The 21,526-nt window shown below is 70.4% G+C and carries 19 protein-coding genes; 9 read left to right on the top strand and 10 right to left on the bottom strand.

Features of this window, described 5'->3' with window-relative positions; genetic code table 11:
• Window positions 1-3: 3 nt before the first annotated feature.
• Together HMPREF1529_RS10115 and HMPREF1529_RS10110 are read right to left on the bottom strand one after the other, a co-directional pair.
• Window positions 4-3,291, bottom strand: coding sequence for an ATP-dependent DNA helicase (locus HMPREF1529_RS10115; RefSeq protein ID WP_016464736.1), 3,288 nt, complete (start codon window positions 3,289-3,291; stop codon window positions 4-6).
• Window positions 3,288-6,473 (bottom strand): ATP-dependent DNA helicase, encoded by a 3,186-nt coding sequence (locus HMPREF1529_RS10110; RefSeq protein ID WP_232212109.1) that lies wholly within the window; start codon window positions 6,471-6,473, stop codon window positions 3,288-3,290. The genes HMPREF1529_RS10115 and HMPREF1529_RS10110 overlap by 4 nt, the downstream gene beginning before the upstream one ends.
• 152 nt (window positions 6,474-6,625) lie before the next feature.
• On the opposite strand from HMPREF1529_RS10110, the gene HMPREF1529_RS10105 reads away from it, so the two are divergent.
• Together HMPREF1529_RS10105 and HMPREF1529_RS10100 are read left to right on the top strand one after the other, a co-directional pair.
• Entirely contained in the window at window positions 6,626-6,874 is a 249-nt protein-coding gene (locus tag HMPREF1529_RS10105) for a DUF3107 domain-containing protein (protein ID WP_005053645.1), read from the top strand.
• A 16-nt stretch (window positions 6,875-6,890) separates the two neighbouring features.
• On the top strand, window positions 6,891-7,181 hold the full coding sequence (locus HMPREF1529_RS10100) for a GlsB/YeaQ/YmgE family stress response membrane protein (RefSeq protein ID WP_016464734.1): 291 nt from the start codon (window positions 6,891-6,893) through the stop codon (window positions 7,179-7,181).
• A gap of 30 nt (window positions 7,182-7,211) precedes the next feature.
• On the opposite strand, the gene HMPREF1529_RS10095 is transcribed toward HMPREF1529_RS10100, so the two are convergent.
• Window positions 7,212-7,928 carry a ferritin-like fold-containing protein gene (locus HMPREF1529_RS10095; protein ID WP_005053650.1) on the bottom strand — a complete coding sequence of 239 codons (717 nt, stop codon included), beginning with the start codon at window positions 7,926-7,928 and terminating at the stop codon, window positions 7,212-7,214.
• A 161-nt stretch (window positions 7,929-8,089) separates the two neighbouring features.
• On the opposite strand from HMPREF1529_RS10095, the gene HMPREF1529_RS10090 reads away from it, so the two are divergent.
• Window positions 8,090-9,613 (top strand): DEAD/DEAH box helicase, encoded by a 1,524-nt coding sequence (locus tag HMPREF1529_RS10090; RefSeq protein WP_016464733.1) that lies wholly within the window; start codon window positions 8,090-8,092, stop codon window positions 9,611-9,613.
• Between the two features lie 185 nt (window positions 9,614-9,798).
• Here the strand turns inward: HMPREF1529_RS10090 and HMPREF1529_RS10085 are convergent, their stop codons facing one another.
• Window positions 9,799-10,680 (bottom strand): PHP domain-containing protein, encoded by an 882-nt coding sequence (locus HMPREF1529_RS10085; protein WP_016464732.1) that lies wholly within the window; start codon window positions 10,678-10,680, stop codon window positions 9,799-9,801.
• A gap of 91 nt (window positions 10,681-10,771) precedes the next feature.
• Here HMPREF1529_RS10085 and HMPREF1529_RS10080 point away from each other — a divergent pair, with 91 nt between their 5' ends.
• Together HMPREF1529_RS10080 and HMPREF1529_RS10075 are read left to right on the top strand one after the other, a co-directional pair.
• Window positions 10,772-11,803, top strand: a complete 1,032-nt coding sequence (locus HMPREF1529_RS10080; RefSeq protein ID WP_016464731.1) for an endonuclease/exonuclease/phosphatase family protein — start codon at window positions 10,772-10,774, stop codon at window positions 11,801-11,803.
• A 55-nt stretch (window positions 11,804-11,858) separates the two neighbouring features.
• On the top strand, window positions 11,859-13,289 hold the full coding sequence (locus HMPREF1529_RS10075) for an aminopeptidase P family protein (RefSeq protein ID WP_016464730.1): 1,431 nt from the start codon (window positions 11,859-11,861) through the stop codon (window positions 13,287-13,289).
• A 6-nt stretch (window positions 13,290-13,295) separates the two neighbouring features.
• On the opposite strand, the gene HMPREF1529_RS10070 is transcribed toward HMPREF1529_RS10075, so the two are convergent.
• Both HMPREF1529_RS10070 and HMPREF1529_RS10065 read right to left on the bottom strand, forming a co-directional pair.
• Window positions 13,296-13,949: an alpha/beta hydrolase family protein gene (locus HMPREF1529_RS10070; RefSeq protein ID WP_016464729.1), complete on the bottom strand. Its 654-nt coding sequence runs from the start codon at window positions 13,947-13,949 to the stop codon at window positions 13,296-13,298.
• On the bottom strand, window positions 13,949-14,620 hold the full coding sequence (locus HMPREF1529_RS10065; RefSeq protein WP_005053663.1) for a general stress protein: 672 nt from the start codon (window positions 14,618-14,620) through the stop codon (window positions 13,949-13,951). Before HMPREF1529_RS10065 ends, HMPREF1529_RS10070 begins: the two co-directional genes overlap by 1 nt.
• Before the next feature lie 98 nt (window positions 14,621-14,718).
• Here HMPREF1529_RS10065 and HMPREF1529_RS10060 point away from each other — a divergent pair, with 98 nt between their 5' ends.
• Genes HMPREF1529_RS10060 through HMPREF1529_RS10050 form a run of 3 tightly spaced genes read left to right on the top strand, consistent with a single transcriptional unit; the run spans window position 14,719 to window position 17,734 of the window.
• Window positions 14,719-16,008 (top strand): magnesium transporter MgtE N-terminal domain-containing protein, encoded by a 1,290-nt coding sequence (locus HMPREF1529_RS10060; protein WP_036283619.1) that lies wholly within the window; start codon window positions 14,719-14,721, stop codon window positions 16,006-16,008.
• On the top strand, window positions 16,008-16,547 hold the full coding sequence (locus HMPREF1529_RS10055; RefSeq protein WP_016464727.1) for a DUF1003 domain-containing protein: 540 nt from the start codon (window positions 16,008-16,010) through the stop codon (window positions 16,545-16,547). The genes HMPREF1529_RS10060 and HMPREF1529_RS10055 overlap by 1 nt, the downstream gene beginning before the upstream one ends.
• Window positions 16,544-17,734, top strand: a complete 1,191-nt coding sequence (locus tag HMPREF1529_RS10050; protein WP_005053669.1) for a P-loop NTPase — start codon at window positions 16,544-16,546, stop codon at window positions 17,732-17,734. The genes HMPREF1529_RS10055 and HMPREF1529_RS10050 overlap by 4 nt, the downstream gene beginning before the upstream one ends.
• Window positions 17,735-17,744: 10 nt before the next feature.
• On the opposite strand, the gene HMPREF1529_RS10045 is transcribed toward HMPREF1529_RS10050, so the two are convergent.
• Window positions 17,745-18,122, bottom strand: coding sequence for a hypothetical protein (locus tag HMPREF1529_RS10045; protein ID WP_016464726.1), 378 nt, complete (start codon window positions 18,120-18,122; stop codon window positions 17,745-17,747).
• Between the two features lie 74 nt (window positions 18,123-18,196).
• Between HMPREF1529_RS10045 and HMPREF1529_RS10040 the strand changes: the two genes are divergently transcribed.
• A complete protein-coding gene (locus HMPREF1529_RS10040; protein ID WP_016464725.1) occupies window positions 18,197-18,838 on the top strand; it encodes an O-methyltransferase in 642 nt (213 codons plus the stop codon).
• 85 nt (window positions 18,839-18,923) lie between these two features.
• Here HMPREF1529_RS10040 and HMPREF1529_RS15655 read toward each other — a convergent pair whose 3' ends face one another.
• From HMPREF1529_RS15655 to dapE, 3 genes are all read right to left on the bottom strand, one after another.
• A complete protein-coding gene (locus HMPREF1529_RS15655; protein WP_005053677.1) occupies window positions 18,924-19,097 on the bottom strand; it encodes a DUF3117 domain-containing protein in 174 nt (57 codons plus the stop codon).
• 88 nt (window positions 19,098-19,185) lie between these two features.
• Window positions 19,186-20,430: a hypothetical protein gene (locus HMPREF1529_RS10035; RefSeq protein ID WP_016464724.1), complete on the bottom strand. Its 1,245-nt coding sequence runs from the start codon at window positions 20,428-20,430 to the stop codon at window positions 19,186-19,188.
• Entirely contained in the window at window positions 20,412-21,488 is a 1,077-nt protein-coding gene (gene dapE / locus HMPREF1529_RS10030; protein WP_005053680.1) for a succinyl-diaminopimelate desuccinylase, read from the bottom strand. The genes HMPREF1529_RS10035 and dapE overlap by 19 nt, the downstream gene beginning before the upstream one ends.
• Window positions 21,489-21,526: the final 38 nt, after the last annotated feature.

Below are 21,526 nucleotides of genomic sequence, written 5' to 3'. Positions count from 1 at the left end.
ACCTCAATCGCGCAGGATGAGGCCTTCCGCGACGTAGAAGAGCACCACATCGATCTGCTCGCGCGCAATGCCGTGCTTCGCGTGGTACGCCTCGCGATACAGGCGCAGCTGGATCATTCGCTCATCCCGCTCGGCGGCGGTGCGCGGCGCACGGCCCGTCTTCCAGTCGACGATCTCGATGCGCTCGCCGCGCCGGTAGACGGCGTCGAGCTTGCAGATCACGACGTGCGGTCGACCGTCTCCGAGAGCGTCCTCGATCGTGACGTCGATCTCCGTCTCCACTTCCAACGGCCGCAACGATGCCCACTCGGAGGCCAGAAAACGCTCCTGCAGCTCGGCGAGCTCTGTCGATGCCGGACCGCCGTCGGAGACGGCCGCGGTATCGGATGCTTCCTCATCCCACAGCGCGTCATCGAGCGAGGTGCCGGCGCCCACGACGCCCGAGCGCTGCTCGACCCACGAGTGGAAAGCCGTCCCGAGCCGCGACTGGCGATAGGGACGCTCGGGCAGCGGACGGCGCAGGGCCGGCGCGTCGCCGAGGAAGTCCTTGAAGCGGGATGCCGGGATGCGCACCGGCGCCGCCGGTCGCGCCTTGCGTTCCCGCTCGGCACGCTCGGCGAGCAGGAGGGCGAGTTCAGTCGTGGGCTCGGCCTGCGCAGCTTGTCGCACCTCCTCGGCTGCGGCGGCGACGGTGCCGCGCCGGGCCCCGAGGGGATCGAGCGGCCACTGCAGGAGGCGGCGGCGACCCTCGAAGGGGTTGTCGCCCGGGTCGACGTCGGGCACGATCGTCCGGCCCAGAGCAGCGGCCATCTCCTCCAGGAAGGCACTCGGGCGACGCGGCGACTTCGTCCCCGACCAGTGCGAAGCGCTCAGAAACAGGTGATCCCGCGCACGGGTCACGGCGACGTACGCGAGCCGACGCTCCTCATCCCGCTGGCGCGCGCGCCCGGCCGCGACGAAGTCGTCCAGCGCACGGGAGAGGTCCTGCTGCGTCGGGGACTGGTCAGCACCCCAGCGAAAGGCGGGGAGCCAGTCGGCATCGCCGCGGAACTCGTACGGAAGAACGCCGAACCCGAGCCATCCGCGTGTGTCTTTGGGCCGGGTCGGCAGCTCATCCTCGACCAGTCGGACGACGGCCACGGCATCCCATTCGAGGCCCTTCGATCCATGGATCGTGAGCAGCTGCACGACATCGTCCTCCGGCGGCTCGGTGCGCGGCGCGAACTCATCGAGACGCTCGGCATGGTCGAGCCAGGCGAGAAGGCTGGGCAGCGACCCGCGCTCGTCGGTCGCCAGAAAGCCGTGCAACTCGTCGACGAAGGCGCGCAACTGGTCACCGGCCACCCGCGCCGGACCGCGTGCCTCGTTCGCGGCCAGCTCGATATCCAGCCGGAGTTCGAGCTCGATCATCCGCACGAGCTCGGGAATCGGCAGTGTCGCGTGCCGACGCAGACTGGCGAAGACGGCCGCCGCCTCGCGCAGGCGTTCTCGTGCCGCCGCGGTGAAGTCGCTCAGCCAGCCGTGGTCGGCGCCGTGACGGAGGAAGAAGTCGAGAGCGTCGACGAGCGAGCCCTGATCATCCCCCGCCGACGTCCGCATCCGCGCGACGATGTCGGGATGCAGCGGCTGGAGGGCGCCGTCGTGACGGCTGATCCGCCGGGACAGCTCACTCAACGCCCGCAGATCTGCCACGCCGATCCCCCAGCGCGGACCGGCGAGCAACCTGATCAGCGACGACCCCGCACGCGGGTCGCTGATGACCCGGAGCGTCGCGACGACATCGACCACCTCCGGCGTGGACAACAGCCCGCCGAGGCCGAGGATACGATGCGGGATGCCGCGCCGGCCCAGGGCATCGGCGAAATGCACCATGTGCTTCTTGCTGCGAAAGAGCACGGCCCCCGTCGTCGCGGCGCCCGCTCGCGCGCGCTCATGCCGTACGCGCGCGAACCAGTCCGCCACCGCATCGGCCTCCGCGTCGATGTCGGTGTCGATGTGGATCTCCACCTCGCCCGAGCCCGCACCCGGACGCGGCCGCAGGCCTTCGACGGCGACCGGAACGCTCTCGGCGAGGGGCGCCAGCACGGCGTCGGCCGCACGCAACACGTCGACACTGTTGCGCCAGCTCGTCATCAAAGCGAAGGTCTCGGCCGCACCGGTGGTGCTGAATGCCGTCGCGAAGTCGCCGAGATTGCCGGCGCTGGCCCCTCGCCAGCCGTAGATGGACTGATGGGGGTCGCCGACCCCCATCACCGCCGCGTCGCGGAAGGCGGAGGCGAGCAGCTGGGTCTGCACGACGGACGTGTCCTGGTATTCGTCCAGCAGCACGACGCGATAACGGTCCCTCAGCTCCTCGCCGACCGCCGGGTGCGCATCGATGATGTCGCAGGCTCCGGCCACCTGGTCGGAGAAGTCGATCACGCCGTGGCGGAGCTTTCGCCGGGCGTACTCCCGCGCCAGGTCGGCGAGGAGGTCGAGTGCGCCCACGGCGACGTGCGCTTTCGCGATATCGGCGTACACGGTGACGCGGGCCGACGTCGAGGGGCGTTCCAGGACGTCGGAGAAGCGCGCCGGGAAGCGCGCCAGCTCGTCGAGGTCGACCCGGTTGTCGGCGGCGTCGCGGGCGATCCGCAGTGCGGCGTCGATGATCGAGCGCAGCGCCTCCTCGCGCACCTCCAGCCGCGGATCGTCGGACTCGAGCACGACGCGCCGCATCAGCAGCCAGGCTGCGGACTCGCTGAGAACCGCGGCCTCAGCGTCACGGCCGAGTCTCACGGCGTGCTCACGCACGATGCTGTCGGCGAAGCTGTTGTACGTGGAGACGGTCGGCCGCTCCAGCAGTGCGTCCGCCGACAGGTCGTCCGCGACCGCGGCGGCGCCAGTGACGGCGACGAGCTGATCGAGGACGGCGAACCGGGACGGTGACGGCGCACCGCTGCGCTCGATCTCGCCGAGGACGTCGAGATGCCCCCGCGCATGGAGCGTCTCGAGGTGGGGAAGAAGCCCACGGCGTTCGAACTCCGCGAGCCGCTGCAGTCGTCGATGCACGCGCTCGGCCAGCTCGCCCGCGGCCTTGCGGGTGAACGTCAGACCGAGCACCGCATCACGCGGAACGAGGCCGTTCGCCACGAGCCAGACGACCCGCCCCGCCATGGTCTCGGTCTTGCCGCTGCCGGCGCCGGCGACGACGAGCGCGGGCGAGAGAGGCGCGGCGATCACGCGCGCCTGTTCATCGGTGGGCGGGAACTGGCCGAGTGCGGCCGCGAGTGCGGCGGGCGAGACGATGCTCATGAGGCGCTCACCGCGTTGATCGTGTGGATCCGACAGAGGCCGTAGGAGTGATCGTCACGACAGTGCTCCTCATACGGCGCCGAGAACTCCGCGCCGCTCATGACGGTCGCCGCCTCACGCACCCGCGCGAGGAACGCGTCGCGGGCGGCATCATCCAGCGGCGGCTGGCGGGGTTCCACGTAGTCCTTCGTGGCCGCCGACGGGCGCAAGACGAGCAGCTTCGCGCCGCCGGGGGTGAGACCGGCAGCCTCGGGGATGGCGCCCTCATCGAGCGCGAGCTGATACGCGGCGAGCTGCGGATTGTCGACCACCTTCGCGTCGGTCTGCGGTTCGCGCTTACCCGTCTTCAAGTCGACGATCACCACCTCCCCCGAGGCGGTGCGCTCCACGCGATCGATGTACCCGCTGACGATGGCGCCGTGGCTGCCGACCGGATCGAGGGCGACCGGAACCTCGAAATGCGGCTCCGAACCGATGACGCTTCCGCCCGCGGACTCGAACCGCCGCAGATACACCGACAGTCGTCGGACGAGTTCGCGTGCCCGTGCGCGCTCCGCACGCTCCCGCCAGGCGGACTCGAACTCCAGTTCGCTCCAGCGCGCGTCCACGATCGCCCACAGCGCATCTTCGTCGGAACTCTCCGCACGTTCCATCGCCGCATGCACCAGCGTGCCGAGGCCCGCCACAGCTCCCCCGTCATCGGCCCCCAGGTCGGCGAGCAGCCAGTTGAGCTGGCACTCCTCCACGCTCTGGAGCCGCGACGGCGAGACGCGCACGTCCTCCCGCGTGAGATCGCGCAGCGGTGCCGTGGATGTCACGGGCGCGATGCCGTACCACTCTTCGGGGGCGGCGCCCGGGACGCCGGCCGCAGCGAGCAGCCGCAACTGCTCGGCGGCGGCGCGCTGCGCGGACGGGTCGGCTCGACGCTCCGAAAGCGTGCGCCGGTGCTGCGCCACGAGTCCTCGCAGGGTCAGGGGATGCGCGGCGGAGCGCGCCGCCGGCTGAGCCGGCGGAAGAAGCTCGAAGAGCGGACTCGGCCCCGTATCGTCATCGTCGACCGCGGTCACGACGAGTCGTCGGCGCGCACGGGAGCAGGCGCGGGCGAACAGCCGCAACTCGTCGTGCAGCACGCCGCGTCGCCGATCGAGTGTCTCGGTGGCATCGGGCGCTGCGCCGGCGGCGAGTGCTGCCAGCCGCCAGGTCTGCAACAGGCTCCCCCGCGCGCGGAGGTTCGGCCAGACGCCCTCCTGGACGCCCGCGACCACGACGGTGTCGTACTCGGCGCCGACCGCGCCGGCCGGGGTGAGAATGTCGACGGCATCCGCGGTCGAATCGTCGGCCAGCCGGTCCTCGGCGACGTCGGAATCGAGGATGCCGCGCAGAAACGCCCCGGGTGAGGTGCCGTCCGCTCTCTCACCGTGACGTTTGGCGGCCTGGAAGAGGGCCACAAGCGCATCCAGCTCGCGGCCGGATTGCGCGGCGAGCGGACCGGAGCCCTCCGCGGCGGCGACCCATGCCCGCTCAACGCCCAGACCTTGCCACGCGCTCCACAGAATCTCGTGCGCGGTCGGCGCCTCGGCGCCGCCGGCATGAACGAGGTCCCATTGGGCGTGAACGTCGGCGAGGGTGCGCGCGATCCGTTCGGCGCGGCGTCCCTCTCGCGTGTCGAGCAGCGCGAACGCGACGGGATGCCCCAGTGCGGACACGAGCAGATCGGCGCTGGAGGTGACCGGCTCGTCGGGGGCCCGCTCGCCCACCGACGGGTCACCGGCCAGCGCCGACAGCCGCAGGGCGGCGCGCAGTCGCCGGATCTCGACCGGATCCATCCCTCCGGCGCGGAGGGCGTCGACGGCGTCCTCGAGAGTCCAGGCGGTGGGCTCGAGCTCGGCCAGCAGCGCGACGCGCAGCAGATCCGCCACTGCCCGGGCCTGAGCCAGAGGTCGCTGCCCGCGGGTGCGCGTGGGCACCTCGCGGGCGGCGAGCTCGGCTTCGAGTGCCGCAACCTGTCGACTGTCGTGGGCGATGACGGCGCACGCCGACCAGGGCACCGCGTCGTGGACGTGGCGCTCTCGGAGCAGGCGCGCGATGACGTCGTGCTCTTCCGACGCGGAGCGAGCCGTGACGGCGCGGACGCTGCCGTCTCCACCGTCCTCCGGAGCATCACCGGAGGCGAGAGGGCGCAGGCGGTGCGCGACGACCCCGGCGGCACCGATCCGGGCCGTGACCGCGGCGATCAGACGTCGCTGGGCCTCGGAGCCGCGGTGCATGTGGTCGAGGACGTACACGGGCCCGGCGGCTGCCAGGCGCGAGAAGTTCTCCGGGCTGGCGCCGCGGAAGCTTCCCGAACCGACATCCGGATCACCGAAGGCGAGCACCGCCACGCCCCGCGCACGGCAAGCCTCCAGCAGTTCCACACCGCCGAGAGTCAGCTCCTGGGCGTCGTCCACGACGATCGCCCGCAGTCGCTCAACCGCGGCGAGCCCCGGCGCGCCGGCCGGAAGCGTGCGGACGAGGCCCAGCGCCTCACGGACGAGGCCCGCGGCGTCGCGATGGGCTCCGCGCATGCGGTCGCGCGCATACAGGTACTCCCGCGAGAAGGATGCCGCCGCCGCCCACTCCGCGACGCCGTGCCGCGCCGCAAGATCCGCCAGGTGATCGGCGGAGACTCCGAGCTGCGCGCACTCGGCGAGCAGAGCGCGCAGCTCGGCGCGGAACGTGCGCGTGGAGCGCACGGCCGCCGGCAGCGAGAGCGGCCACCGCACGATCCCGTCGATCTCATCCTCGGCGTCTCCGGCCAGCAGATCGGCGATCACCTGGTCCTCGTCCGGACCGGTCAGCAACTGGGGCACCGGCTCGCCGCGGTGGACGACCTCGGCGCGGACGATCTGGTAGCCGAACGCCACGATCGAGCGCGCCAACGCGCCGGGTGTGGCGACGCCGACGGCGAGGGCGAGGCGGTCTCGCAGCGCAGTCGCGGAGGCGCGCGATGGCGTCAGCACGAGCACCTCGTCCGGCTGCAGGATGCCGTGTGCTTCGTCCGCCGACGGCCGAACGAGCGCGCCGACCCGTGCGATCGCGGTCGTGGTCTTGCCCGATCCCGGCGCGCCGACCACGACGCCCGACGCGTCGGCGGGAAGGTCGATGACGGCACGCTGAGCGGCATCCCACGTCACACGATCCATGCCTCTCACGCTAGCCGGAGGCGCCGACACGAGCGTTCGCGCACAGCGAGCGGCGCAGCGCCTCCGGCGCGATCCCGCTCCCGATCCGGTGTCGTAGAGTCGAGGTGCGGCCGGCGCACCGGTCCGCTCCGCACGCCGACGGCGGCGGGGTCATGAACAGAAGTGAGGCAGTCACCGTGGAGATCCGCATCGGCATCGCGAACACCGCTCGAGAGCTCAGCTTCGAGTCGGCCCAGTCGGCGGATGCCGTGACGAGCACGATCCAGAAGGCTCTCGAGGCCTCGGAGTCCTTCGTCACCTTCACCGACGTCAAGGGCAACACCTACATCGTCCCGACGACCGGCATCACGTTCATCGAGGTCGGCACGGAGGAGTCCCGCCGCGTCGGCTTCGTCGCCTGAGCCTCGGAGGACGACCGTGGACATCCTCCTCGCCTTCATCTTCGGCGGCGCCTACGGCGCAGTGATGCACTATCTGATGCCCGGACGCACCGCGCGCGGTAGCGCCGTGGCACCGGTGATCGGTGCTGTCCTGGGTGGCCTGGTCTGGATGCCCCTCACCTGGGCCGGTCAGACGACACTCGACCCGTGGCTGTGGATCCTCTCGATCGCCGTCCCCGCGATCGTCGTACCCGCCGTTCTGGCCGTCCTCACGCGCACGCGTGCGAACCACGATGCGCGAGAGCGGCTACGACTGAAGATCTCCTGAGCTCGCTGCTGCGCCGCGCGCGGCTGACCGTCAGGCGTCCAGGCCCATCGCCGACATGCGGCGTGAATGGGCGCCGAGCAGGTCGGTGAACACCGGCTCGACCTTGCGCTCCTCCGCGGCATCCAGGGTCTGAGGACGAAGGGCGGCGCGCGCGATGAGGAGCGTGTCGCCCACGAGGCGACGACCCCACAGCGCGAGCAGCGACTTCCACTGCTCGTCGGCGGCGATCGCGTCGGTGATGATGTCGACGAGGGCTTGCCGGTCGTCGTCGCCGCGCAGGATGTCCGCGACCCGGCGCCCGGTCACGCCGTAGCTGGAAGACAGCGCGAGGTAGAAGTCGTCGAGCATGCCCGCCGTGATGTGCACCGAGAGCATCGTCTCGAGCGAGCGTGCACCGTGCGTCGACCGACGAAACGCGTCGAGGGGCTCACGGAAGGGCAGCATGAGGTCGAGGGGATCGTCGCCGCGTTCGCGGATCAGCGCGAGGATCGCGCGGTGCTTGTGCAGCGCCGCCCCGGCCGCCACCGAGATCGACTCCTTCTGCGTCAGCTCGGGGGTCGGTGCGATCAGCTCGCTGAGCGTCTCGAAGTAGCCGAGCTGCAGGTACGCAGCTTGCCCGAGGAAGGTGTCGATGTCGGGAGCCAGCTCTTCGAAGTCGACGCGCCGGACGTCGCCGAAGTCGCCGCGAGAGCGCACGCGCAGCGTACGTGCGACGGTGCGATCGCGCTGCCAGGGCCAGGTCACCACGCCCCCAGCCTAGATGCGACCCGCCGCTTCCGAGGTAGTCACGACACCCTCCGGTAGGCTGGTCAGGTCTCGGCGATGGATCGAGACCCCCGCGCCTGCGGATGAGTAGAAGGCGTGGACTTCCTCACCGGCGGCTTCTCACCGCCAGACAGGCACGTACTGTGACGACATTCGCTGAACTCGGAATCGATCCCGACATCGTGGAGGCCCTCGCCTCCAAGGGCATCGTGGACGCCTTCCCCATTCAGGAGCAGACGATTCCTCTGGGGCTGCCCGGCCAGGACATCATCGGTCAGGCCAAGACGGGCACGGGCAAGACCTTCGGTTTCGGCATTCCCGTGGTCCAGCGTCTCGGCCTCGACCCAGCACCCGGGGTGAAGGCGCTCATCGTCGTGCCCACCCGTGAGCTGGCCGTCCAGGTCTACGAAGACATGGACATGCTCACCCAGAACCGCTCGACGAGCGTGGTCGCCATCTACGGCGGCAAGGCGTACGAGGGTCAGATCGACCAGCTGAAGGCCGGCGCGCAGATCGTCGTCGGCACCCCCGGTCGCCTCATCGACCTCAACAACCAGCGCCTGCTCGATCTGAGCGGCGCGGTGGAGGTCGTGCTCGATGAGGCCGACAAGATGCTCGATCTCGGCTTCCTCGCCGACATCGAGAAGATCTTCCAGAAGGTCGCACCGGTGCGACACACTCAGCTGTTCTCCGCGACGATGCCCGGCCCGATCGTCGCTCTCGCACGCCGGTTCATGAGCAACCCGATCCACATCCGGGCGACCGATCCCGACGAGGGTCTGACGCAGGCGAACATCAAGCACCTGGTCTACCGGGCGCACTCGCTCGACAAGGATGAGGTGATCGCCCGCATCCTGCAGGCAGAGGGTCGCGGCAAGACGGTCGTCTTCACCCGCACCAAGCGCGCCGCTCAGAAGCTGGTGGACGAGCTGAACGATCGCGGGTTCAACGCGGGCGCGGTGCACGGCGACATGAGCCAGGAGGCGCGCGAGCGGTCGATGGCCGCGTTCAAGGCCGGCAAGAAGGACGTGCTCATCGCGACGGACGTCGCGGCGCGCGGAATCGACGTCGACGATGTGACCCACGTCATCAATCACACGATCCCGGACGACGAGAAGACCTACCTGCACCGCGCCGGGCGCACCGGCCGTGCCGGCAAGACGGGTATCGCCGTCACGTTCGTCGACTGGGACGACCTGCACAAGTGGGCGCTCATCAACCGCGCCCTCGAGTTCGGGCAGCCCGAACCCGTCGAGACGTACTCCTCCAGCCCGCACCTGTTCACCGACCTGGACATCCCGGCGGGCACCAAGGGCCGTATCGCCAAGGCACCCAAGACGGAGTCGGTGCGCACGCAGCGCCCGGCACCCGAGCGGGCGGTGGATGCCGCGGCCGACGGGACCGGTGAGGCCGGCACGCGTCGTCGCCGTCGCCGTCGCTCCGGATCGTCAGCGGTCGGATCGACGTTCGCCGAGGGTGCATCGGCGGGCGCCGATGCCGCCGCATCCACGTCCGACGACGCTTCCCGCTCCGCCGACGGCGCCGGTACGCACGACGGCACCGGCAGCGAGCACCACGACGGCAAGCCCGCCCCCGCGCGTCGCCGTCGGCGCCGCCGCGGCGCGGCTGGCGGCGCGCCGGCCGCTCCCCCCGTCGCCGGCGCCTGACGCCAAGACCCGCGGTGGCCACCGCGCCGGACGCTCACGCCGCACGAACTCCGCAGAATCGCACGTCCTCCGCATCCACATCGGCGATCCGATGCGGAGTTCGTCACCATCTGCGGAGTTCGCGCGTCCCGGCCCGGCGCCGCCACCACAGCCTCTCGAGCAGGGCGGATTGATGCATCGCGCCGTCAGGCGAAGACGGGCGCGCTGCCCGTCGCCCTCCCGATGATGCGCTGCACCATCTCGTCGGCGGTCGTGAACTCGCCCGGCTGGTTCGGCTTTCCCAACCCGTGATAGTCGCTGGAGCCGGTCACGATGAGATCCCGCTCCGCCGCGAGCGCGCGCAGCGCCCCGAGAGCCGGCTCGCGATTTTCCCGATGACCGAGTTCGAATCCCGCGAGCCCGGCGTCGAGCATGCGACCCAGCAGCTGGGCGGGGAGCAGACCACCGCGGCCGGCCGGATGAGCGATGATCGGCACACCTCCGGCATCCACAACCGCGGACACCGCGGTCACCGGATCCGGCGCATACAGGTCGACGTAGTAGTCGCTGCCGGGGTGCAGGATGCCGGCGAAGGCCTCCCCCCGATCGCGGACGTAACCGCGCGCGATGAGCGCGTCGGCCAGGTGCGGCCGCCCCACGGTCGCCCCGACCGTCGTCTGCGCGAGGATGTCGTCCCAGGTGAGGTCGTAGTCACGACCGATCCGCTCGGCCATCGTCTGGGCGCGGGTCAGACGCGAGTGGCGGATCCGGTCGGTCAGCGCACGCAACCCCGCATGCTCCGGTTCGAACAGGTAGGCGAGCACGTGGATGCTGCGCCACTCGTGACGAGCCGACAGCTCCATGCCCGGAATCAACGTCATGCCCAGCGAGGCGGCCGCCTCTGCGGCCTCGGACCAGCCCGACGTGGTGTCGTGGTCGGTCAGGGCGGCGGTGTGCAGACCCACCGCATGCGCCGCGGCCATCACCCGCGCCGGCGGCTCAGTACCGTCCGAATGGTCGGAGTGCAGGTGCAGGTCGCTGGGCCCGCGAAACCGCGGCATCCGCTCCTGAACCGACGACACGACCATCCCCCGAGCGTACCGCCGGCTCGTGCGGGGCTCCCGCCTGCGGCATTCGCGGTCCGGGAACTCCCAGGAGCACTGCCGTAGAGTCCCACACGTGCTGCGCCTGCTCGGAATCCTCGTGACGGTGGCCGCCGCGATCGCCACGGCGGTCGTCACGTGGCCACAGTTCTTCCGCCTCGAGCAGACATTCCCGTTCGCCCAGATCGTGTCCCTGCGCCCTGTCGTCGTCCTGGTGCTCGGGGCTCTCTTCGTGCTCGGTCTGCTTCTGGCCCTCGCCCGCCCGCTGCGAGCGTTCGCGGGCGCGATCGCGGTCATCGCCCTGCTCGGAGCACTCGCGAACGGCGGCATCCTGCTCGCGCGCGGTGTGGGAACCGGCAGCCTTCCGCCGGCGACGGACTCGAGCATCCGCGTCATGACCTGGAACACCGCCGGTGCGGCCACCGACGCCGAACTCATCGCCCGCACCGCCGTGGCGATGAAAGCCGACGTCGTCGCTCTGCCCGAGACGACGATCGAGACCGGCGAAGCCGTGGCGATCGCCATGCGCGAGATGGGTGCGCCGATGTGGGCCCATCACGAGAACTACGGTGAGCGTCCCGGATACCCGGACTGGGCCGCGAACTCCACGACCCTGCTCATCTCCCCCGCCCTCGGCGACTACGCCGTCGTGGCGTCCACCTCCGACGGAGCGAGCAACACCTCCGCCGTCCCCAGCGTCGTCGCGATGCCCGTGGACGGAAGCGGCCCCACGATCGTCGCCGTCCACGCGGTCGCGCCCCGCCAGGACCGCATGGACGATTGGCGCAGCGATCTGACGTGGATCGCGAATCAGTGCGCGAGCGACGACGTGATCATGGCCGGGGACTTCAATGCCACTGTCGACAACATGGCTCGTCTGGGCGTCGACGGCGGCGACCTGGGCCGATGCACGGATGCCGCGGCCCGCACCGGATCGGGTGCGGTGGGCACGTGGTCCACGTCGCTGCCGCCGCTGATCGGCACCCCGATCGATCACATCATGGCGACGGCGAACTGGACGCCGACGGGATCGGTCGTTCTCGGCTCGCTCGACGGGAGCGGCAGCGACCACCGTCCGCTCGTCGTGCAGTACGAGGCCGAAGGGTAGGCCCCGGGGCCGTCGGCCGCCCTCCGACGAAGGGAGGAGGTGCGAGACTTGTCCCATGAGCACGAGCGAGAGCGACACGATCGCCACGACCGACACCGCCGGCGCACCCGTTGAGAACGCCAACCGCAAGCAGCCGTTCCCGCGCGGCTTCCTCGACGCCATCTCGACCGGCTGGGCCGAACGGCCCGAACTCACACCCTCGCCGCGACCGCAGGTCCCGTACACGGCGGCGCGGCGCGCGGCCGTCTCGGCAGCCTTCCCCGGGCAGCGCCTCGTGCTGCCGGCAGGAACATACAAGCAGCGATCCAACGACACCGACTACCCGTTCCGCGCGCACTCGGCGTTCGCCCACCTCACCGGCTGGGCGAGCGACAGCGTGCCCGACTCGGTCCTCGTCTTCGATCCGCGTGAGAGCGGCGACGGCCACGACGTGACGCTCTACCTGCGCGAGCGCGCCGACCGGACCACGGCCGAGTTCTACAGCGACGCGACCATCGGCGAGTTCTGGATCGGGCCGCGCCCCGCCCTGGCGGGCGTCGCCGGCGAGCTGGGACTGACCACCGCCCCGATCGAAGACTTCGCGGCGGCAGAGAGCGACCTCGTTCTGGACGAGGACCCGGAACTGACGCGCGTCGTCTCCGAGCTGCGGCTCGTCAAAGACGACTACGAGATCGCCCAGCTGCGCCTCGCCGTCGAGGTCACCGCTCGCGGCTTCGACGACATCGTCGCCGATCTCCCGCGGATCATCCAGACCCCGCGCGGCGAGCGTGCGGTGGAGGGCATCTTCCACCATCGCGCCCGTATCGAGGGCAACGGCGAGGGGTACGACACGATCGCGGCATCCGGTCCGCACGCCTGCTACCTGCACTGGACGCGCAACGACGGCGCCGTCCTTCCTGGCGACCTCATTCTCATCGACGCCGGCGCCGAGGTCGACAGCCTCTACACCGCCGATATCACCCGCACGATTCCGGTCAGCGGCACCTTCTCCCCCGTCCAGCGCATGATCTACGAGACCGTTCGGGAGGCGGCCGACGCCGCTTTCGCGGCGGCACGGCCCGGGGTGACGTTCCGTTCGGTTCACGAAGCGGCCATGCGTGTCATCGCGGAGCGCGTGGCCGCGTGGGGCCTGCTGCCGGTCACCGCAGAGGAAGCGCTCGATGCCGACAACGGCGGTCAGCACCGCCGCTACATGGTCCACGGCACGAGTCATCACCTGGGGCTCGACGTGCACGATTGCGCCCAGGCGCGCCGCGAGATGTACTACGACGGGATTCTGGAGCCGGGAATGGTCTTCACGATCGAGCCGGGGCTCTACTTCCAGATCGACGATCTGACCGTTCCGGAAGAGTTCCGCGGTATCGGCGTGCGCATCGAGGACGACATCCTCATGACTGCCGACGGCCCGGTGAACCTGTCTGCGGGCATTCCGCGCACCGCCGACGAGGTCGAGGCCTGGGTCGCGGGGCGTACCGTCACCAGCTGAGGGCGTTCAGAAGCGCTGACGGAGCCACGGGACGATCAGGTCCGCAAGCTCGGCACCGATCTGGTCGGCGGGTCGGCGGCGGCCCTTGACCTCGAAGGAGTGGGTGCCGCCGTCGATCCACACGGTGCTGGCGTCTCGGCATCCGCTGAGGGCCTGATCGTACTGCGCACGGGGCTGGATGAACGGGTCGTTCGTGCCTTCGACGAACAGCTGGGCCACGGTGATCTGCGGAAGGTGGTCGGCGCGGAGCTTCTCCGGTGCGCCGGGCGGATGCAGCGGATAGCCGAGGTACACCAGCGCCGCGGGCGCGATCGCTCCGTCGGCGGCAGCCATCGACGCCATGCGTCCGCCGTAGGACTTGCCCGCCGCGACGAACGGCACACCGTCAACCGCCTGGCGCGCTGCCGCCTCGACGGCGGTCCAGGTCGCGATCGCGTGCGAGGCGGGGCCCGGCATCTTCCGGCTCGCTTGCGCGTACGGGAACGCGAAGCGCATCACGCTCACGCCCTGGCGTGCGCAGGCTGCGGCCAGGCCGAGCAAGAACGGGTGGTCCATTCCGGCCCCCGCGCCGTGAGCGAGCGCCATCACGGCCCACGGGTCGAGCGCCTTGTCCAGCGACGTCGAGACCTCGACGGCGCCTGTCGGCAGCGCGACCTCCATCACCGCTCCGGCGGCGTCGGTCCCTGTTCGCCGCCGTCTCCGACAGCGGCATCGTCCGTCGGAGGGGTCGCCGGTTCGGCCGGAGTGGTCGTGGGCGGTGCCAGGCGTTCGCCGTACTGCGGCGGATCGACGCGCTCACCGTACTGCGGCGGCGTGCTCGTGTCGGGCGTGGGTGCGGGGACCGGCGCCGCGGGTGGGCGGTGCGCGGCGGCAGGCGTCACCGTCTTGCCGACGACTTCGCGGGCGCGGTGGATGCTGCGCGGGAGAACCGTCACCTCGTAGCGGTCGGCCAGCACCTGCGTGATCGACGTGTAGTCGCGCCGGCGGCGGACGATCGAGTAGGTGATGATGCTCATCAGCATGCCCAGTGCGATACCCACCAGCATGACGCCGATGAAGAGCTGGATCGCCGCGTTCGGCGTACCCAAGACGAAGATGGCAGAGAAGAGCAGACCCAGAAGGATGCCGTTCACTGCTCCCGAGCGCGCGGCCGCCGCGTACCCGAGTCGCCCCGTGACGGTCTCCACGGAGCGCAGGCCATGGCCGACGATCGCGATGTCGCGGGCGGGGATATCCGCCTCCACGAGCTGAGACACCGCCTTCTGCGCCGCCGGGTACGTCGCGAAGTCGGCGATCTTCTCGCCGTGTTCCTGGGGTATTCCGCCCAACATGCTCACCCGACCATCTTGGCATGCGCACCCTGTGCATCCGCCGCGGCGCATCGTGCGTGTGGCCCCGGTTCCCCATGGGCGCGGACTACGCTGGTCAGGTGAGTACGCAGAGGGTTTTCGTGGCGCGCCTGGTGGGCTGCACCGTCTTCGACCCCGCGGGCGACCGGCTCGGCAAGGTCCGTGACGTGGTCGTCATCTACCGAAAAGACGACCCGCCGCGTGTGGTGGGCCTGGTCGTCGAGATCCCGGGACGTCGCCACGTCTTCCTGTCGATCGGGCGCGTCACCTCGATCCAGTCCGGCCAGGTCATCACGACCGGACTCATCAACGTTCGACGCTTCCAGCAGCGCGGCGGCGAGGTGCGCGTCATGAGCGAGCTTCTCGGTCGTCGCGTGTACTTCACCGACGCGTCGGGACACGCCGTGATCGAGGACGTCGCGATCGAGCGCAACCGTCTCGGCGAGTGGGACATCGGTCAGCTCTTCCTCCGCAAGCCCAAGACGAGCGCCTCCCCGTTCGCGAAGGGACCGACGACGTTCGCGAGCTGGGGCGATGTGCGCGAACAGGCTGTACCCGGGCAGGCGCAGTCGGCCGAGCAGCTGGTGGCGACCTTCTCCGAGCTCAAGCCGGCTGACCTCGCCAACACCCTGCTCGACCTGCCCGACGAACGCCTCCTCGAAGTCGCGGAGGAGCTCTCCGACGACCGTCTCGCCGACGCACTGGAGGAGATGCCCGAAGACGACCAGGTGCATATCCTCGAAGCCCTCGGCGATGAGCGCGCCGCCGACATCCTCGATCAGATGGAGCCCGACGACGCCGCCGACGTTCTGGCGCAGTTGCCGGAGGAGCAGCGTGAAGAGCTCCTCGAGCTGATGGAGCCCGAGGAGGCGGAAGACGTCCGTGCTCTCCTCAAGTACGGCCCCGACACCGCGGGCGGTCTGATGACGAGCGAGCCGATCGTCCTGTCGGCCGACGCGACCGTCGCCGAAGCGCTCGCGCTGATCCGCCGCCACGAGCTGCACCCCGCCCTGGCCGCGGCGGTCTTCGTGACGCTCCCGCCGTATGAGACTCCGACGGGGCGTCTGCTGGGAACCGTGCACTTCCAACGGATGCTGCGATATCCACCGCACGAGCGACTCGGCGCGATCATCGATGACACTCTCGACCCGGTGCCCGTGACGGCATCCGCCGCCGAAGTGGCACGCCTGCTCGCGAGCTACAACCTCGTGTCCCTCCCCGTCGTCGACGCGGCGCACCGCCTCGTCGGGGCGGTCAGCGTCGACGACGTGCTGGACTACCTGCTGCCCGAGGACTGGCGCTCTCACGACGGCGACGATGATGCGCTGACCACTCCCGCGACCACCGCGACGCTTCCGAGGAGGCTCTGATGGCGAAGGAGCGCCGCACGTTCTCGCTGGACGCGCCGCGCGGGCGCGCGGGCATGCTGAGCCGCAGCCCGCAACCCTCTCGCGACCGGTTCGGGCGCTTCTCCGAATCCTTCGCCCGCGCCATGGGAACCTCCGGGTTCCTCATCGGCATGACGGTGTTCGTCGCGGTATGGCTCTGGTGGAACACCGCGATGCCGCGCGAGATGCAGTTCGACGCGGCGGAGAACAACTTCACGCTGCTCACCTTGATCCTCTCGCTGCAGGCGTCCTACGCCGCTCCCCTCATCCTTCTCGCCCAGAACCGGCAGGACGACCGCGACCGGGTGCAGATCGAGCAGGATCGTCAGCGCGCAGAGCGCAATCTCGCCGACACCGAGTACCTCGCCCGCGAGGTCGTCGCACTGCGCATGGCGATGACGGACGTCTCCGAGCACGTCGTCACCCGCGACGTGCTGCGCCAGGAGTTGAAGGCTCTGCTCGAGTCACTGGAGGACTCCCGGGACCGTGACCACCGCGGCGAAAAGGCCGACCAGCCGTGACGTCTGCTCTCGCAGGCGCCGGCGACGCCACCGGTGCCGAGGGCGATGCGCGGACGGATGCCGTCCGGCGGGCCGTCGGCGCGGTCATCGACCCGGAGCTTCGCCGTCCGCTCGCCGAACTCGACATGATCCGCAGCGTCGGTGTGAGCGGCGCGCGCGCCCGTGTGGAGATCGCCCTGACGATCGTGGGATGTCCCGCCGCCGACCGCATTGAGCGGGACGTGCGCGCGGCGGCATCCACCGCGCCGGGCATCTCCGATGTCGAGGTCGTCGTCGGGGTGATGTCGCCGCCGGAGCGCCAGGCGCTGACCGCTCGGCTGCGCGGAGGCCGTGCCGCGCGCACCATGCCGTTCGGTCCCGATGCCCTGACGCGCGTCATCGCGGTCACGAGCGGCAAGGGCGGTGTCGGCAAGTCCAGCATCACCGCGAACCTCGCCGTCGCCCTGGCCCAGCGTGGGCTCGCCGTCGGGCTGATCGACGCCGACGTGCACGGCTTCTCGATCCCTGGACTGCTCGGTCTCGTGGATGCCGAGGGCCGCCCACCCGCACCCACCCGCATCGACGACCTCATGCTGCCGCCCGTCGCGTTCGGGGTGAAGGCGATCTCGATCGGGATGTTCCTCCCGCGAGACCAGCCCGTCTCCGCAGCCGTGGCTTGGCGCGGCCCGATGCTGCACCGCACGGTGCAGCAGTTTCTGACCGATGTATTCTTCGGCGACCTCGACGTGCTCCTCATCGACATGCCCCCCGGAACGGGCGACGTGGCGATCTCCGTTGGGCAGCTCCTGCCGCACGCCGACGTGCTCGTCGTCACGACACCGCAGACCGCGGCATCCGACGTCGCCGTGCGCAGCGGGCTCGTGGCGGCGCAGACCGGTCAGCGGGTGATCGGCGTCGTCGAGAACATGGGGGCGATGACGCTTCCCGACGGCAGCACCCTGGATCTATTCGGGGCCGGTGGTGGTGACGCGGTGGCGGCGTCCCTGTCCTCGGCAGATCATGTCGTTCCGCTGCTCGCCTCCGTTCCGCTCAGCGTCGATCTGCGGCGCGGCGGCGACGAGGGAGCTCCGGTGGTCGTTTCACGACCCGAGGATGCCGCCGCACGGGCGATCGCCGCGCTGGCCGAGCGGATCGCGGCGACACCCCGCGGCCTTGCCGGCAGGTCGCTGCCGGTCACGCCGCGCTGACGCTCCGCGCTTAGGTGGCCTCGTCGTCGAACGGGACCACACCGTCCGGATCGAACGTCGACAGCGGCGACGCCGTGGCTGTGGCGGCGATCGCTGTTCCGACCGCTGCGGCACGAACCGTGGGAACCGGCGCGTCATCGAGGAGGGCGTCGCGGATGATGCGACGCGGGTCGTACTGACGCGGGTCGAGGCGACGCCACTCCACGTCGTCGAAATCGTCGCCGAGCTCCTCCTTCACGCGCGTCTTCGCACCACTCAGCCACTCGCGTGCGCGCACCGTGAACTTCGCCAGGGTCTCCGCGTACTGCGGGAGGCGCTCGGGTCCGACCAGGAGGGCGGCCACGATCAGGAGCAGGACGAGCTTGTCCCAGTCGAGGCCGAAGATCATGCCTCCAGGTTACCCGTGCGCCTGTCGGATACGACGCCGACCGCCCCGTACGCTGGGCAGTGGAGGAACAACACATGGCCGATCAGGACGCGATCCGCAGGTATGTCGACGACGTCACCGTCGAACCCGAGGCGATCGAGCGTGCCCGCGCGCATGCGCTCGAACTCGGCGCGGCCCCGATCAGCCCGGCGGTGGGAGCCCAGATCGCGGTGATCGCCGCAGCGACGGCGGCCTTGAACGTCGTGGAGATCGGCACGGGTGCGGGGGTGTCCGGCCTCTGGCTGCTGCACGGCGCACCCCGCGCGACTCTCACCACCATCGACAAGGAGCCCGAGCACCTGGCTGCGGCGCGCACGGCATTCGCCGACGCGAAAGTACTGCCCGCTCGCGCCCGTTTCATCACGGGCCTCGCCAGCGACGTGCTGCCCCGGATGAACGAGGCGTCTTACGACATCGTCCTCGTGGATGCCGATCCGGAGAGCGTCATCGACCACGTCGAACACGGCCTGCGCCTCGTGCGCGCCGGCGGAACCGTGCTCATTCCTCGGGTGCTCGCCGGCGGCGCGATCGCCGACCCGGTGCGGCGCGATCCCGTGACGACGGCTTTTCGCACGCTGATCAAGGAGACCCAGGCCTCGCCGGCGGTGCTCGGTGCGCTCTCCATCGTGGGCGAGGGTCTCCTGCAGCTGACGACCGTCGCCTCCGAACTGCGCTGATCCTCCGCGGGGAGGGCCCATCGGCGCACCCCGGACACGGAAAAGGGTCGGTCCGAAGACCGACCCTTTTCACCGTGGGAGATCGTCAGGCTGCGCCGACCACGTCGCCGAGCACGCCGTGAAGTTCCTTGGCCTCTTCGTCATTGACCGAGACGACGAGTCGTCCGCCGCCCTCGAGGGGGACACGGACGATGATGAGGCGCCCCTCCTTCACGGCCTCCATCGGTCCGTCACCGGTTCGCGGCTTCATGGCTGCCATCGCGGGCTCCTTTTCGTCGTCGGACTACCTGTCAAGTTTATCGGTATGCCGAGACACCGGCCGCACGCGGCGTGCCGGAGGGTCGCGATCAGGGGATCTGGGTGTACGAGTTCCCGATCGCCAGCATCTGGTAGATCCACCACCATTGGCCGATGAGTCCTACCAGGAGCACCCCCCAGCGCCAGACGGGATGCCGCGGAGCGGCGATGGCTCCGTAGAGCGGCGCGAGAGGCAGGAGCAGGCGGAAGATGCTCGACTGCGGAAAGAACACCACCAGCAGGTACAGCACGTAGCTGGCTGACCAGAGCCGCATCTCGGGCCCGAGGCGCCGCACGTGCGGCTCGAAGGCGATCACCGCGGCGACCGCAACGACGGCCGCCGCAAGTGCGACGTACGCGACGCTCTCGGGGAGCCCCCAGAGGCGGAACCAGAGCGCAGCTCCCTGAACGAACCCGTCGAAGGGCACGAAACCGCCCTCGCCGATCCACCCGCGCCGCCACGACAGCTCGGTTTCCATGTACGCAGCCGGATCGCCCGTCACGGCGCCGGCGATCACCTGCCACGAGAAGCCCACCGCCACCGCGAGAACGCCGAGCGCGACGATGTGCACCACCTGCACGGTCGGCAGCGGGTCGTCGCGCCGGCGCAGCCACCGCACGACACCGTAGGCGCCGAGCAGGAGCGCGAATGCGAGCACGCCGGGTCTCGTGTACCCCATGGCGACGATCAACGGGTACAGCCACACGAACCGGCGCCGCACGAGAAGCCACAGGGCCAGGAACAGCCACAGCAGGAACAGCGACTCCGCATAGCCCATTTGGAACAGCGCCGCCAGAGCGGATGCCGCGAGCAGCGCGACCGCCCACAGCGCCGTGTCCGCCGTGAGCTTCTCACGGAGGAGGTGGAAGAACACGAGGCAGGCCCCGTACCCGGCGACGATGGCGAGGACAACGGCGGCGAGGGGGTAGTTTTCCGCGAACGCGACCGACAGAACCCGCGTGAGCGCCGGATAGACGGGCATGAAGGCCCACGCGTTCTGCGTGACCGCTCCAGTCGCATCGACGGGAAGGTGTGCGGGGTAGCCCGCACTGCCGACGACCCAATACCACTGCGCGTCCCAGCCCATCGACAGGGTTCCGATCGTGGCGTCTGCCCCGAAACGCGACGTCGGGCCGGACAGTTCGGCCGCGATGAGCAGGAACGCCGTGGTGATCAGGCGAGCTGCGGTGTAGACGATGGCGACCGCGACGGCGGGGCGCAGGGCGAGGAGCCGGCCGAGCGATCCGGCACCTCCGAGGGGCGCCGCCTCGGCCGTCAGCGCCCGTTCAGCCATGCCCGCAGGCTCCGCTCGACGCCCTCGATCTGGGCGAACGGCACCCGCTCTTCGTCATGGTGGGCCAAGAGCGGGTCGCCAGGTCCGTAGTTGACTGCGGGCACCCCCAGAGCGGAGAACCGCGCGACGTCCGTCCAGCCGTACTTCGGGCGCGCCTCAGCCCCCACGGCGGCGAGGAACTCCTGTGCGAGCGGTGCGTCCAGTCCCGGGCGTGCGCCCGCCGCGGCATCCACGATCTCGACATCGAACCCGTCCAGCACGCGGCGCACGTGAGCCTCGGCGTCCGCGACGCTGCGGCTGGGCGCGAAGCGGAAGTTGACCTCCACCTCGCACAGGTCGGGGATGACGTTGCCCGCGACGCCGCCCGAGATGCGCACGGCGTTCAGCCCTTCGCGATAGACGAGCCCGTCGACGTCGATCTCGCGCGGGCGATACTCGGCCAGGCGTGCCAGGATCGGCGCCGCTCCGTGGATGGCGTTCTCCCCCATCCACGAGCGCGCACTGTGGGCGCGGACGCCACGGGTGCGGGCGACGGCGCGCAGGGTGCCGTTGCACCCGCCCTCCACCTGCCCGTTGGACGGCTCCCCCAGAATCGCGAAGTCGGCGGCGAACAGGTCGGGGCGCGTGCGCGCCAGACGCGTGAGACCGTTGAGGTCCGAGGCGACCTCCTCGTTGTCGTACCAGAGCCAGGTGATGTCGACCCGGGGATCGACGAGCTCGGCGGCGAGCTTCAACTGCACCGCCGTGCCCCCCTTCATGTCCACGGTCCCGCGACCCCAGAGATAGGGCTCGCCGTCGATCTCGATGTCGCGCGTGGGCAGGTTCGCGTTGATCGGCACCGTGTCGATGTGGCCCGCGATCGCCACGCGCTGCGCGCGCCCGAGGTGGGTGCGCGCGACGATCGTGTCGCCGTCGCGATAGACGTCGAGGTGTTCCAGCGGCGAGATCACAGCGAAGATCGCGTCGGCGAGGGTCGCCTCGTCGCCCGACACGCTCGGAATGTCGCAGATCGCTCGGGTCAGGTCGACGGAGGAGGCGGTGAGGTCGAGCACGGGCATGGGGCGAGTCTATCGAGGGGTTCGGCTTCGATAGCCTG

The organism is Microbacterium sp. oral taxon 186 str. F0373 (assembly GCF_000411455.1).
GTDB lineage: Bacteria > Actinomycetota > Actinomycetes > Actinomycetales > Microbacteriaceae > Microbacterium.
Note: the sequence above shows the minus strand (reverse complement) of the source record. Positions and strands in the feature narration are given on the sequence as shown.